This window comes from Actinoplanes italicus, assembly GCF_003001815.1.
GTDB lineage: Bacteria > Actinomycetota > Actinomycetes > Mycobacteriales > Micromonosporaceae > Actinoplanes > Actinoplanes italicus.
The window spans coordinates 105,127-117,639 of the sequence record NZ_PVMZ01000024.1 but is presented as its reverse complement, the minus strand read 5'-3'; the positions used below and the strand labels follow the sequence as shown (position 1 = coordinate 117,639).

Sequence of the window (12,513 nt, the reverse complement as noted above, 5' to 3'; positions counted from 1 at the left end):
GGGCGCGTGCCACCGGAAGCCACCCGACCCGCCCCGCACGTCCTCGAGGCCGTCCTGGAGCGGCTGACCTATGTCAACGAGGAGACCGGCTACACCGTGGCCCGGGTCGCGACCTCCCGCAGCGGCTCGGATCTGCTGACCGTGGTGGGTGCCCTGCTGGGCGCGCAGCCCGGCGAGAGCCTGCGGCTGAGCGGCTGGTGGTCGTCGCATCCGCAGTACGGCCGGCAGTTCGAGGTCGTCTCGTACACCACGGTGCTGCCGGCGACGGTGCAGGGCATCCGCCGCTACCTCGGGTCCGGGCTGGTCAAGGGCATCGGGCCGGTGTTCGCCGAACGGATCGTGGACCATTTCGGACTGGACACCCTGGAGATCATCGAGACCGCGCCGGACCGGCTGATCGAGGTCGCCGGGCTCGGCCCGAAACGCACCGCGAAGATCACCGCGGCGTGGGCCGAACAGAAGGCGATCAAGGAGGTGATGGTCTTCCTGCAGGGTGTGGGCGTCTCCACCTCGATCGCCGTGCGGATCTACAAGAAGTACGGCGACGCCAGCATCAGCGTGGTCAAGAACAGTCCCTACAAGCTGGCCGCGGACGTCTGGGGCATCGGCTTCAAGACCGCGGACACCATCGCGCAGGCCGTCGGCATCCCGCACGACAGTCCCGAGCGGGTGAAAGCCGGCCTGCAGTACACGCTGTCGCAGGCCACCGACAACGGGCACTGTTTCCTCCCCGCTTCGTCACTCATGGAGGACGCGGCGAAGATCCTTGACGTCCCGGAGACATTGATCCCCTCCTGCCTCGCCGAACTCGTCGAGGAGGAGGGCGTGGTGCGAGAGGACGACGCCGTGTATCTGGTGCCGTTCCATCGCGCGGAACAATCCCTCGCGTCGACGCTCGTCAGTCTGTTGCGCGTCACAGCGGACCGCATGCCGCACTTCCATGACGTGGACTGGGCCAAAGCGCTGGGCTGGCTGCACAAACGCACCGGCTCGACGCTCGCGCCCGAGCAGGAGGAGGCCGTCCGGCTCGCGCTGACGTCGAAGGTCGCGGTCCTCACCGGCGGCCCGGGATGCGGCAAGAGCTTCACCGTACGATCGATCGTCGAACTCGCCGCCGCCAAGAACGCCAAGATCCAGCTGGTGGCGCCGACCGGCCGGGCCGCCAAACGGCTCGCCGAGCTGACCGGTCACCCGGCCGCGACCGTGCACCGCCTGCTCAAGCTCCAGCCAGGCGGGGACGCCACCTTCGACCGCGACAATCCGCTCGACGCCGACCTGCTGGTCGTCGACGAGGCCTCCATGCTGGACCTGATCCTGGCCAACAAGCTGGTCAAGGCCATCGCGCCGGGCGCGCACCTGCTGCTCGTCGGCGACGTCGACCAGCTGCCCTCCGTCGGCGCCGGTGAGGTGCTGCGCGATCTGCTGGCCGCCGACGTGATCCCGCGGGTGCGGCTCACCCAGATCTTCCGGCAGGCCGCCGAGAGCGGCGTGGTCACCAACGCGCACCGCGTCAACCAGGGAAAACCGCCGCGCTTCGAGGGCCTGACCGACTTCTTCCTGTTTCCGTGCGACGACACCGAGGCCACCGCGGCGCTCACCGTGGACGTCGCCTGCCACCGCGTGCCGCGCAAGTTCGGCCTCGACCCGCGCCGCGACATCCAGATCCTCGCGCCCATGCACCGCGGCCCCGCCGGCGCGGGCGCGCTCAACGCCCTGCTTCAGCAGGAGCTCACCCCGAATCGCGAGGGCCTGCCGGAGCGGCGGATGGGCGGGCGCGTGTTCCGGGTCGGCGACAAGGTCACCCAGATCCGCAACAACTATGACAAGGGCGCGGCCGGTGTCTTCAACGGCACCGTGGGAGTGGTCACCGGGCTGTCGCCCGAGGAACAGACCCTTACGGTACGCACGGACGAGGACGAACTGATCGAGTACGACTTCGACGAGCTGGACGAGCTGGCGCACGCGTACGCCATCACGATCCACCGGTCGCAGGGCTCGGAGTACCCGGCCGTCGTCATCCCGCTGACCACCAGCGCGTGGATGATGCTGCAGCGCAACCTGCTCTACACCGCGATCACCCGGGCGAAGAGGCTGGTCGTGCTGGTCGGTTCGCGGCGGGCGCTGGCCGCGGCCGTGCGCACGGTCGGGGCGGGCCGCCGGCACACGGCACTGACCCGTCGGCTCGGTTCTTAGCACACCCGGCGCCCGCTGGGGCGGCGAATGCGGAAATCCGGCCGGAACGGCCGTGTTGTCGAAACTCTGGTACGGCTGTTCCCCGCCCGGGTCCCGACAGTTCCCAGGCTCGCTAGTGTGGGTATTACAAGCCATTCTTCAGGCCCTTTTCCGAACCATTCTCCACTTCTGGAAAAGGGTCCTGAAAACTGACGGGGGGAATTCTCATGTTGCGTTCGATGACGGTGGGCACGGCGCTTCTCGGTGCACTCGCGGTCGCCGCGCCCGCTCATGCGGCGCCCGAACTGGCACCTAAACCGGACAAGATGATGGTGATCAGCGTGGCTTCGGCCAACGGTTCGGGCTGTCCCAAGGGCAGCGCGGCCATCCAGGTGTCGCCGGACAACACCGCTTTCACGGTCACGTACTCCGAATACACCGCGTCCGTCGGGCCGAAGGCGACGCCGCTCGATTTCCGGAAGAACTGCCAGCTACTGCTCGACATCAAGGTGCCGTCCGGATTCACGTTCGCCATCGCCAGTGCCGACTACCGCGGATACGCCAGCCTGCGCGACGGCGCGTACGGCGAGCAGAATGCCAGCTACTACTTCCAGGGGCATTCCAAGACGACCATGAGCCAGCACAAGTTCAAGGGCCCGCTGGAGGACGACTGGCAGCGTACCGACCAGGTGGCCATCGCCTCGACGAGCTTCCTGCCGTGCGGTGAGAAGCGCTACCTGAACATCAACACCGACCTGCGGGTCAACCGCGGGACGTCGGATACCAAGAAGCACACCAACTTCCTGTCGATGGACTCGACCGACGCCTCGATCAACACGCTGTACCGGGTTGCCTGGAAGTCCTGCAAGTAGGCGCCGCTCAGCGGTCGCGGTCCACGAAGGCTGCCCAGCGGTCCTCCTCCGCGGGGGGCTGCCGCCGATCCTCGGCGCGGTGCCCCGCCGATCCGGGCCGGTGTCCCTCTGATCCCGGCCGGTGTCCCTCTGATCCCGCCCGTCGCTCCTCCTCCCCGGCAGGAGCGGCGGGCCCGTGGGCGGCACTGCCATGGGCGGCACTGCCATGGGCGGCACTGCCTCGGGCGGCCAGGAAGGCGGCCAGCGCCGTGGTGATCGGCACCGCGGCGACCAGACCGATCGTGCCGACCGCGCTGCGTACCAGCTCCTGCGCGATCATCTGCGAGGTGAGCAACTCGCCGAGCGGAGTGTCACCGGCCGCGAACAGCAGCATGAGCGGCAGGGACGCCCCGGCGTAGGCGAGCACGATCGTGTTGATGACCGACGCGATGTGCGCCCGGCCGATCCGGGTGGCGGCACGGTAGAGCTGCCGGAACCCGTACGCCGGATTGGCCACGGCCAGCTCGGTGACGGTCGCCGACTGGGTGACCGTCACGTCGTCAAGCACGCCCAGCGAGCCGATCACGATGCCGGCGAGCAACAGGCCGCGCATGTTCACGTCGCCTTGTGTGATGGTGAGGAAGTTCGACGTCTCGTCGGCGACGCCGGTCAGGTGCGTGCCCGCGGTGGCCGCGGCGGCAAGCACCGCGGTGATCGCCAGGCTGGCCAGAGTGCCGGCGACCGCGATGGTCGTGGTCGTCGAGAGACCGTGGGTCAGATAGAGCACGATCAGCATGATCGCGGCGGCGCCGACCACCGCGACGAGCACCGGGGACCGGCCGTCCAGGATCGCCGGGACGATGAACCAGAGCAGGATGGCGAAGGTGACGCCGAGCCCGGCCAGCGCGGTCAGGCCCCGCCATCGGCCGAAGGCGATCACCGCCAGCGCGAAGGCGGCGCCGAGCAGCCAGAGCTGCCCGCCACGCTGGTGGTCGGTGATCGAGTAGCTTCTGCTGCCGTCCTCCTCGTTGAGCACCAGCATCGTGACGTCGTCACCGGCCTCGATCTCGGGCGCCCCGGGCCCCACCGGGATGTCCGTGGTGACCTGCGTCCCGTCGTCCAGCCGGACCGTCACGGTGCCGCAGTTCTCCAGCGGGTTCTCCCCCTCCGGCACCGCCGGGCACTCCTCGGGCGACACCGCCACCACCTGACCGGTTGCCGTGACCGGCCCGTCCGCGCCCTCGGCCGTCGGCGTGTCCCGCGGCCAGAGCAGCAGCATCCCGACCAGGGTCACCAGCACCGCCGGGACGAGCAGCATCAGGGTCAGGCGCCGTCCCTGCGGGAGTTGCGGCAGGTCACCGTGGGCATGGTGGTGGTGCTCGGCGCTCATCGTGCTCCTCGACGCGGTCGGCGGCGGATCGTCCCCGCGAACCGTACCCGGCGGTGAAGGACCGATGCGGCTGTGTCGTTCTGCTGTCTCAGCGGCGCTGGGACAGCAGAACGACACAGCCGCAGGGGTCAGGCCGAGCGGGCCCGGTTCTTCGCGCGGTCCTCGGCGGAACGTCCGAAGACCAGCCAGAAGTCGGTGATCGCGAGGCTGAGGACGGGACGGTGGCCGGCCAGATAGCCGAGCGGGCCGTCCGGCTCGGGACGCCACGCCGCGGAGGCGGTCCGCAGTCCGGCGCGGCCCCGCACGGGGGTGCGGCGCACCTGCTCGCCCAGTTGCTGGGCCACCGTGAAACCGAGCGGGAACCGGCCCGGCAACCGCCGCTTCAGCCGCACCAGCGCGGAACCGAACGACGCACCGTCCGGGGTGGAGATCGTCGCGTCGACCAGTGGCTCGGCGTCCGTGTCGATCCGGAAGTCGGCCAGCTCCTTCGGGATGCCCCAGAGGCGGCGGCCGCCCTCGCGGGAGGCGACGCTGTCCACCCAGATGTCGGTGATGCTGACCCGCGGGCGGCCGCGCTCGTGCACCAGGACGGCGCTGAGCAGCTCCTTGTAGTGCAGGACGCCGCCCGGTTCGTACGACACCCAGGCGGCGCCGACGGCGACGCGCCCGCCGACGGTGAGCGGGCGCACCGCCGCGTCCAGGACCGGCGGCAGGGCCGGCATGTCGCGACGGGGGATCAGGAAGACCGACAGATACATCTGTCCGCGCAGATGCCAGGGCTCGGGCGGGTACATGCCCCCACCCTGGCATCACCTGAGCGAACGTTCAATGGGTCTCGATGGGCTCAGTAGCGGAATCGTGAGACGACCGCCTGGAGCTGAGCCGCCGTGGAGCTCAGGTCGTCGGCCGCGTGACGGGTCTCGCCGACCGTGTCGGTGGTCTTGCGGGTCGCCTCGGAGACCGAGCCGATGGTCATCGCGATGTCCCCGGCGCCGTTCGCCGCCTCGCTGAGCGTGCGGTTCATCTCCGCGGTCGTCGCGGTCTGCTCCTCGACGGCCGAGGCGATGGTCAGCTGGATGCCGTTGATCCGCTCGATGATCTCGGTGATCTCGCCGATCGCCGTGACCGCGCCGCTGGTGTCGGCCTGGATCGCCTGCACCCGCTGAGAGATGTCCTCGGTGGCCTTGGCCGTCTCCTGCGCCAGGTCCTTGACCTCGCCGGCGACGACCGCGAAGCCCTTGCCCACCTCGCCGGCGCGGGCCGCCTCGATGGTCGCGTTCAGGGCGAGCAGGTTGGTCTGCTCGGCGATGCTGGTGATCACCTTGACGACGGTGAAGATCTCCTCGGACGAGGCGCCGAGCCGGCCCACGATCGCGTTGGTCTCGGCGGCCACCCGGACGGCCTGCGCGGCCACCTCGGACGCCTCCGAGGTGGAGATGCTGATGTCGCGGATCGCCGAGCCCATCTCCTGCGAGCCGGCCGAGACCACCTGCAGGTTGTGCGAGACCGTGTCGGCCGCGCTGGCGACCGTGCCGGCCTGCACCGACGCCTGGCTGGCGGCCGCGTCGACGCCGCCGGCCACCGAGCTGAGCCGGCCGGCCGCGTCCTGCAGGGTGCCGACGCTGCCGCCGAGGTTCACCATGTCCTCACGCAGCCGGGCCACACCCTGATCCAGGGCGGCGGCCATCCGGCCGATCTCGTCACGGCTCTTCACTCCGGACGTACGGGTGAGGTCGCCCTCAGCCAGCCCTTCGGCGATCCGGCCGACCTCACGGACGGTCCGGCGCACCCGCGCCGCGACCTGGAAACCGATCACCAGGCTGAGCAGCATGCCGATCACCAGCACCACGCCGACGGTCCAGGCCGCCGAGGAGCCGGACGACTCGGAGTCACTGATGCTCTTCTCGGCCATCTTGACGGCCCGCTCGCGCAGGGCGCTCTGGTCCTCGGCGAGGGCGGTTCGCAGACTGTCGTACTTCTTGACCGCTTCGGCGAGCTGCGCCGGAGTCGCCCGGCCGGCCGGCGGGGCGCTGATGAAGGCGAGATAGTCGGCCCAGTCGGTCTTCGCCTTGGCGACCACCTCGTCACCGGGCAGATGCTGGTCGAGCGCCTTGAAGGCGTCGGCGACCGCAGCCTGGTTCGCCTCCATGCCCTGCTTGATCCGGTCGGCGAGCGACGGGTAGAGCTGCAGCGAGGACATGCCGCCGCTGAAAGCCTCGATGTTGGTGCTGAACGACCCGACGGCCGTCTCGATCGCCAGCGACTGCCGGTGGGCCACCGCGGCGTTATCGTTCAGCTCGAAGATCGTGTTCACGGCCAGCCCACCGACGATCAGCCCGCTGACCGTCGCGGTCATCGCGGCAGCGCCGATCTTGGTGCGTAGCGACCGGTCATCGAACAACCTGCTCAACGCCATCCCCGGTGTCCCCATCTCTCATCGTCCAGCCCTTGACCGCAGGATCGGCACCGCCGGTTCGCGCTTGAGAGAGCCGCCCGGACCCAGTCTTCCGGCACGGATGGCTCCGGCGGGCTGACTCGTCCAGATTGACGAGAGGGGCGGGTGGGACCTCAGGGGGCGGTGACGTCGGCCAGCGCCTGGAAGAGCAGCCAGGTCGAGGTGGCGCCCGGGTCCTGGTGGCCGGCGCTGCGTTCGCCGAGGTAGGAGGCGCGGCCCTTGCGGGCTGTCAACGGTGTGGTGGCCCGGGCCCCGTCACCGGCTGCCCGGGCCGCGCCGGCCGCCGCCTCGGGCAGGGCGGCGCCACCGGCCACCGCGTCCTCGAAGGCGGCCACCGCGGGGCCGTACGCGTCCACGATGGTCTTGTCGCCCGGAGCCGCACCGCCCAGCTTGGACACCGCGTCCAGCCCGGCCCGCAGCGCCCGGGCCAGATCGGCCAGGTCGGCGGACTCACCGGGCGGCAACGCCTTGCCGATGGCACGCAGGGCGCTGCCGTACAGCGGACCCGACGCGCCGCCCACCTTGGAGATCAGGGTGGCGCCGGCCCGGACGAACACGTCGCCCACGCCGGCGAACTCCGAGCCGTCTAACACCGCGACGACGGCGGTGAAGCCGCGCCGCAGATTCGCGCCGTGATCGCCGTCGCCGATCGCGGAGTCGAGCCGGGTCAGCAGATCGGCGTCGGCGGTGACGGCGTCGGCGGCCGCGCGCAGCCAGGCGGTGGCGAGAGCGACATCCACGTCAGGCACCCCAGCGCAGTCCGGGAGTACGCACCGGCGCGTCCCACAGCCGGACCATCTCGTCGGTCACCCGGGTCACGGTGATCGACAGACCGGCCATGTCGAGACTGGTCACGTAGTTGCCGACCAGCCGCCGGACGATCCGCACACCGCGCTCGGCCAGCACCGTGGCGACCTCGCCGTACACCAGATAGAGCTCGAGCAGCGGGGTGCCGCCCAGACCGTTGACCAGCACGATCACCTGATCGCCGTCAGCGACCGGCTTGGCCTCCAGGATCGCGTCGAGCGCCGAGCGGACCAGGTCCCGCGCCGGGCGCAGCTTCTCCCGGCGACGGCCGGGTTCGCCGTGGATGCCGACGCCGACCTCGATCTCGTCGTCCGGCAGGTCGAAGCCGGGACGCCCGGCCGCGGGGGTGGTGCCGGCGGTCAACGCGTACGCGAAGGAGCCGGAGGCGGTGTTGACCTCGCGGCCGATCGCCGCGACCTCGGCCAGTTTGCCGCCCTCCTCGGCCAGCGCCCCGGCGATCTTCTCGACCAGCAGGGTGGCGCCGGTGCCGCGCCGCCCGGCCGTCCACGTCGAGTTCTCCACCGCCACGTCGTCGTCGACCAGGACGGTCTCGACCGTGACCCCCTCGTCGGCGGCGAGCTCCGCGGCCATCTGGAAGTTCATCACGTCACCGGTGTAGTTCTTCACCACGTGGACCACCCCGGCGCCGCCGTCGACGGCCTTGGTGGCGGCGAGGATCTGGTCGGGCACCGGGGAGGTGAAGACCTCGCCGGGGCAGGCGGCGTCGAGCATCCCGGGCCCGACGAAGCCGCCGTGCAGCGGCTCGTGCCCGGAGCCGCCGCCGGAGACCAGCGCCACCTTGCCGGAGCGGGGCGCGTCGGCGCGGCAGATGTACTGCCCGGCGGTGTCCACACGCAGGTCGCCGGGATGGGCGGCGGCGATCCCGGCGAGCGCCTCGGCCACCACGTCGTTCGGATCGTTGATGAATTTCTTCACGGCCGGCTCCTTTGCCTCGGTCCCTCCCTCAGCATGGTCGCGCTGAGTGATTCGGCCAAGCCTTTGGCGTGACTACCATCGGGATCCATGGCGTACGTGGGGATCGTGCTCGTGTCACACAGCCCGTCACTGGCGTCCGGGGTGCGGGATCTGCTCGCGCAGGTCGCCGGTCCCGACGTCCGGGTGGAACCGGCCGGCGGAACCGAGGACGGCACGCTGGGCACCAGCGCGGAACTGATCGCTGCCGCGATCGGCCGTGCCGAGGCCGGGGCCGGCGTGCTGGTGCTGGCCGATCTGGGCAGCGCGGTGCTGACCACCCGCACCGTCCTGGAGGATCTCTCACCCGGCCCTCTGCTGGTGGACGCCCCGTTCGTGGAGGGCGCGGTGGCCGCCGCGGTCCTCGCCTCGACCGGCGCCGACCTCGACACCGTCGCCGACGCCGCCCGGGAGGCCCGTGATGTCCCCAAGTTCTGAGGTCGCGGTGGTCCTGCCCGCGGCACTCCACGCCCGTCCGGCCGGCGCGGTGGTCCGGACCGCCGCGGGTTTCCACGCGACCGTGGAGATCCGGTACGGCGAGAGGTCAGCGAGCGCCCGCAGCGCCCTGCGTCTGATGTCGCTCGGCGCCGCCGCCGGGACCACGGTCACCGTGCACGCCGAGGGCGATGACGCACCAGCCGCCGCCGCGGCGGTCGCCGAGGTGCTTCGTACCACCAAGTAGTTCCGAAAGTTTCGGAGCCTCTCCGCCATATGGGCGCGCTCCCATCCTCATCATTAGCGGGGAGAAAGGACAATTTGACCTTGGTGGATCACGGACGGGATAACTAAAGTTTCGGCCGTCCAGAGCCACCCGTCGATACCCCGAATCGACTGGACCGAAGGCAGATCCCCCATGAGGAGTCCCCGTACCATCCTGGGCGTGCTGGCCACCGGCCTGCTCGCCGCCGGAACGTTCGTCGCCCTGTCCCCATCCGCCGAGGCGGCCACCACCCTCGGAGCGGCAGCCGCCGAGAAGGGCCGCTACTTCGGCACCGCGGTCTCGCTCAACAGACTGAGCGACTCGACCTACTCGACGATCCTCAACCGTGAGTTCAACTCGGTCACGGCCGAGAACGAGATGAAGATCGACGCTCTCGAGCCGCAGCAGAACCAGTTCAACTTCACCACCGCCGACCGGCTGATCACCCGCGCCAACGAGATCGGCGCCAAGGTGCGCGGGCACACGCTGGCCTGGCACTCGCAGCAGCCCGGCTGGATGCAGAGCATGAGCGGCACCGCGCTGCGCAACGCCATGAAGAACCACATCACCCAGGTCATGACCCACTACAAGGGCAAGATCGACTCGTGGGACGTGGTGAACGAGGCGTTCGACGACGGCAACGGCGGCCGCCGCGACTCCAACCTGCAGCGCACCGGCAACGACTGGATCGAGGACGCGTTCAAGACCGCGCGCGCCGCCGACCCGGCCGCCAAGCTCTGCTACAACGACTACAACACCGACAACTGGAGCTGGGCCAAGACGCAGGGCGTCTACAACATGGTCAAGGACTTCAAGGCACGCGGTGTGCCGATCGACTGCGTCGGCTTCCAGTCGCACTTCAACAGCGGATCGCCCTACCCGGGCAACTACCGCACCACCCTGCAGAACTTCGCCGACCTCGGCGTCGACGTGCAGATCACCGAGCTCGACATCGAGGGCTCCGGCACCACGCAGGCCACCACCTACGGCAACGTGGTCAAGGACTGCCTCGCCGTCACCCGGTGCAACGGCATCACCGTCTGGGGCATCCGGGACACCGACTCGTGGCGTGCCAGCGGCACCCCGCTGCTGTTCGACGGCAGCGGCAACCCCAAGGCGGCGTACAACGCGGTGCTGAGCGCCTTCGGCGGCAGCACCTCGTCGCCGTCACCGAGCAACCCCGGCTCGCCGTCACCGAGCAACCCGGGCTCGCCGTCGCCCAGCAACCCCGGCTCGCCGTCGCCCAGCCAGCCGTCCGGCACCAAGAGCTGCACCGCGACCGTCGCCGTCAACGCCTGGAACGGCGGCTTCGTCGCCACCGTCACGGTAAAGGCCGGAACCGCTGCGCTCACCGGCTGGACCGTCGGCGCCACCCTGCCCACCGGCGCCGCGGTGTCGAACACGTGGAGCGCCACGGCGAGCGGCACCTCGGGCGCGGTGTCGTTCACCAACGTCGGCTACAACGGCACGGTCGCCGCGAACGCCAGCACGTCGTTCGGCTTCCAGGGCACCGGAAACGCCCCGTCCACGACGACGACCTGCACCGCCCGCTGATCCCCCGTTGCGTGGTGACCTGCGCCCGCCCGCGGACCGCAGGTCACCACGCAACAACAACACCCACCCAACGTGGTGACCTACGCCCACCCACGGGCCACGGATCACCACGCAACAACAACACCGGCCCAACGTGGTGACCTGCGCCCGCCCGCGGACCGCAGGTCACCACGCGACAACAACACCGGCCCAACGTGGTGACCTGCGCCCACCCGCGGACCACACATCACCACGCGACAACAACACCGGCCCAACGTGGTGACCCGCGCCCACCCGCGGACCACAGATCACCACGCGGAATCGCTAGCGCTCCAGGATCGCGACGACGCCCTGCCCACCGGCGGCGCAGATGGAGATCAGGCCGCGGCCCGAGCCCTTCGCGGCCAGCAATTTCGCCAGCGTGGCGACGATCCGGCCGCCGGTCGCGGCGAACGGGTGGCCGGCCGCCAGCGAGGAACCGTTGACGTTCAGCTTCGCCCGGTCGATCGAGCCGAGCGGCGCGTCCAGGCCGAGCCGGTCCTTGCAGAACTCCGGCGACTCCCACGCCGCCAGCGTCGACAGCACCTGCGACGCGAACGCCTCGTGGATCTCGTAGTAGTCGAAGTCCTGCAGGGTGAGCCCGTTGCGGGCGAGCATCCGCGGCACGGCGTAGGCCGGCGCCATGAGCAGCCCCTCGTCACCGTGCACGTAGTCGACGGCCGCGGTCTCCGAGTCGGCGAACCAGGCCAGCACCGGCAGCGACCGCGCCGCGGCCCAATCCTCCGACGCCAGCAGCACCGCCGACGCGCCGTCGGTGAGCGGCGTCGAGTTGCCGGCCGTCATTGTGGCGTTCTGCTTGCCGTACACCGGCTTGAGCGAAGCGAGTTTCTCCAGCGTGGAGTCGGGGCGCAGGTTCTGGTCCCGGGTCAGACCCAGATAGGGCGTCAGAAGATCATCGAAAAAGCCGCGGTCGTACGCCGCAGCGAGCCTCTGATGCGACGTCAGCGCCAGCTCGTCCTGGGCGGCACGGTCGATGTTCCACTTCACCGCCGTGATCGCCGCGTGCTCGCCCATCGACAGCCCGGTACGCGGTTCGGCGTTTCGGGGCAGCTCCGGCTGGATGGCGTGCTGCGGGCGCAGTTTGGCAACGGCCTTGAGCCGCGCGCCGAGCGACCGGGCCCGGTTGAGTTCCAGCAGCGCCCGGCGCATGTCCTCGTTGACCTGCAGCGGGGCGTCGGAGGTGGTGTCCACGCCACCGGCGACACCGGCGTCGATCTGCCCGAGCGCGATCTTGTTGGCGACCAGGATCGCGGCCTCCAGACCGGTCCCGCAGGCCTGCTGGATGTCGTAGGCGGGGGTCCGCGGGTCGAGCCGCGACCCGAGCACCACCTCACGGGTCAGGTTGAAGTCACGCGAGTGCTTGAGCACCGCACCGGCGACGACCTCGCCGAGCTGGGCGCCGGCCAGCCCGAAGCGGGCGACCAGGCCGTCCAGGGCCGCGGTGAGCATGTCCTGGTTCGAAGCCTGGGCATAGCGGCTGTTGGACCGGGCGAACGGAATCCGGTTCCCGCCCAGCACGGCGACACGGCGCACGTTCGGCACGACTATCCTCCAGATCGACACAGGAATGCTC

11 protein-coding genes are annotated in these 12,513 nt (G+C 70.3%); 5 read left to right on the top strand and 6 right to left on the bottom strand.

The features are described from left to right. The first annotated feature begins 6 nt into the window (after window positions 1–6). Window positions 7–2,193 carry an SF1B family DNA helicase RecD2 gene (gene recD2, locus CLV67_RS41600; protein WP_106328797.1) on the top strand — a complete coding sequence of 729 codons (2,187 nt, stop codon included), beginning with the start codon at window positions 7–9 and terminating at the stop codon, window positions 2,191–2,193. A 206-nt stretch (window positions 2,194–2,399) separates the two neighbouring features. Next, the gene (locus CLV67_RS41595) at window positions 2,400–3,044 is read left to right on the top strand and encodes a DUF4360 domain-containing protein (RefSeq protein ID WP_106328795.1); all 645 of its coding nucleotides are present in this window, start codon (window positions 2,400–2,402) and stop codon (window positions 3,042–3,044) included. A 7-nt stretch (window positions 3,045–3,051) separates the two neighbouring features. On the opposite strand, the gene CLV67_RS41590 is transcribed toward CLV67_RS41595, so the two are convergent. The 5 genes from CLV67_RS41590 to dhaK all read right to left on the bottom strand — a co-directional run bounded on the left by CLV67_RS41590 (window position 3,052) and on the right by dhaK (window position 8,611). Then, entirely contained in the window at window positions 3,052–4,413 is a 1,362-nt protein-coding gene (locus CLV67_RS41590) for a YibE/F family protein (RefSeq protein WP_106328793.1), read from the bottom strand. Between the two features lie 128 nt (window positions 4,414–4,541). Beyond that, window positions 4,542–5,207, bottom strand: a complete 666-nt coding sequence (locus CLV67_RS41585; RefSeq protein ID WP_106328791.1) for an acetoacetate decarboxylase family protein — start codon at window positions 5,205–5,207, stop codon at window positions 4,542–4,544. A gap of 50 nt (window positions 5,208–5,257) precedes the next feature. Then, on the bottom strand, window positions 5,258–6,829 hold the full coding sequence (locus CLV67_RS41580; RefSeq protein WP_239166858.1) for a methyl-accepting chemotaxis protein: 1,572 nt from the start codon (window positions 6,827–6,829) through the stop codon (window positions 5,258–5,260). 152 nt (window positions 6,830–6,981) lie between these two features. Then, window positions 6,982–7,608, bottom strand: coding sequence for a dihydroxyacetone kinase subunit DhaL (gene dhaL / locus CLV67_RS41575; RefSeq protein WP_106328883.1), 627 nt, complete (start codon window positions 7,606–7,608; stop codon window positions 6,982–6,984). Window position 7,609: 1 nt separating this feature from the next. Continuing rightward, window positions 7,610–8,611: a dihydroxyacetone kinase subunit DhaK gene (gene dhaK, locus CLV67_RS41570; protein WP_106328789.1), complete on the bottom strand. Its 1,002-nt coding sequence runs from the start codon at window positions 8,609–8,611 to the stop codon at window positions 7,610–7,612. 87 nt (window positions 8,612–8,698) lie between these two features. Here dhaK and dhaM point away from each other — a divergent pair, with 87 nt between their 5' ends. The 3 genes from dhaM to CLV67_RS41555 all read left to right on the top strand — a co-directional run bounded on the left by dhaM (window position 8,699) and on the right by CLV67_RS41555 (window position 10,901). Beyond that, window positions 8,699–9,085: a dihydroxyacetone kinase phosphoryl donor subunit DhaM gene (gene dhaM / locus CLV67_RS41565; RefSeq protein ID WP_106328787.1), complete on the top strand. Its 387-nt coding sequence runs from the start codon at window positions 8,699–8,701 to the stop codon at window positions 9,083–9,085. Then, complete coding sequence (locus CLV67_RS41560; protein ID WP_106328785.1) at window positions 9,069–9,329, top strand: HPr family phosphocarrier protein; 261 nt, start codon at window positions 9,069–9,071, stop codon at window positions 9,327–9,329. The genes dhaM and CLV67_RS41560 overlap by 17 nt, the downstream gene beginning before the upstream one ends. 171 nt (window positions 9,330–9,500) lie before the next feature. Continuing rightward, window positions 9,501–10,901, top strand: a complete 1,401-nt coding sequence (locus tag CLV67_RS41555) for a glycoside hydrolase family 10 protein (protein WP_106328783.1) — start codon at window positions 9,501–9,503, stop codon at window positions 10,899–10,901. Between the two features lie 303 nt (window positions 10,902–11,204). On the opposite strand, the gene CLV67_RS41550 is transcribed toward CLV67_RS41555, so the two are convergent. Beyond that, a complete protein-coding gene (locus tag CLV67_RS41550) occupies window positions 11,205–12,482 on the bottom strand; it encodes an acetyl-CoA C-acetyltransferase (protein ID WP_106328781.1) in 1,278 nt (425 codons plus the stop codon). Between the last annotated feature and the right edge of the window lie 31 nt (window positions 12,483–12,513).

Bases quoted from the DNA above. Each gene is read 5' to 3' on its own strand.
- CLV67_RS41580 (WP_239166858.1), bottom strand. From the start codon at position 6,829: ATGGCGTTGAGCAGGTTGTTCGATGACCGGTCGCTACGCACCAAGATC.
- dhaM (WP_106328787.1), top strand. From the start codon at position 8,699: ATGGCGTACGTGGGGATCGTGCTCGTGTCACACAGCCCGTCACTGGCG.
- CLV67_RS41595 (WP_106328795.1), top strand. From the start codon at position 2,400: ATGTTGCGTTCGATGACGGTGGGCACGGCGCTTCTCGGTGCACTCGCG.
- CLV67_RS41590 (WP_106328793.1), bottom strand. From the start codon at position 4,413: ATGAGCGCCGAGCACCACCACCATGCCCACGGTGACCTGCCGCAACTC.
- CLV67_RS41560 (WP_106328785.1), top strand. From the start codon at position 9,069: ATGTCCCCAAGTTCTGAGGTCGCGGTGGTCCTGCCCGCGGCACTCCAC.
- CLV67_RS41555 (WP_106328783.1), top strand. From the start codon at position 9,501: ATGAGGAGTCCCCGTACCATCCTGGGCGTGCTGGCCACCGGCCTGCTC.
- CLV67_RS41585 (WP_106328791.1), bottom strand. From the start codon at position 5,207: ATGTACCCGCCCGAGCCCTGGCATCTGCGCGGACAGATGTATCTGTCG.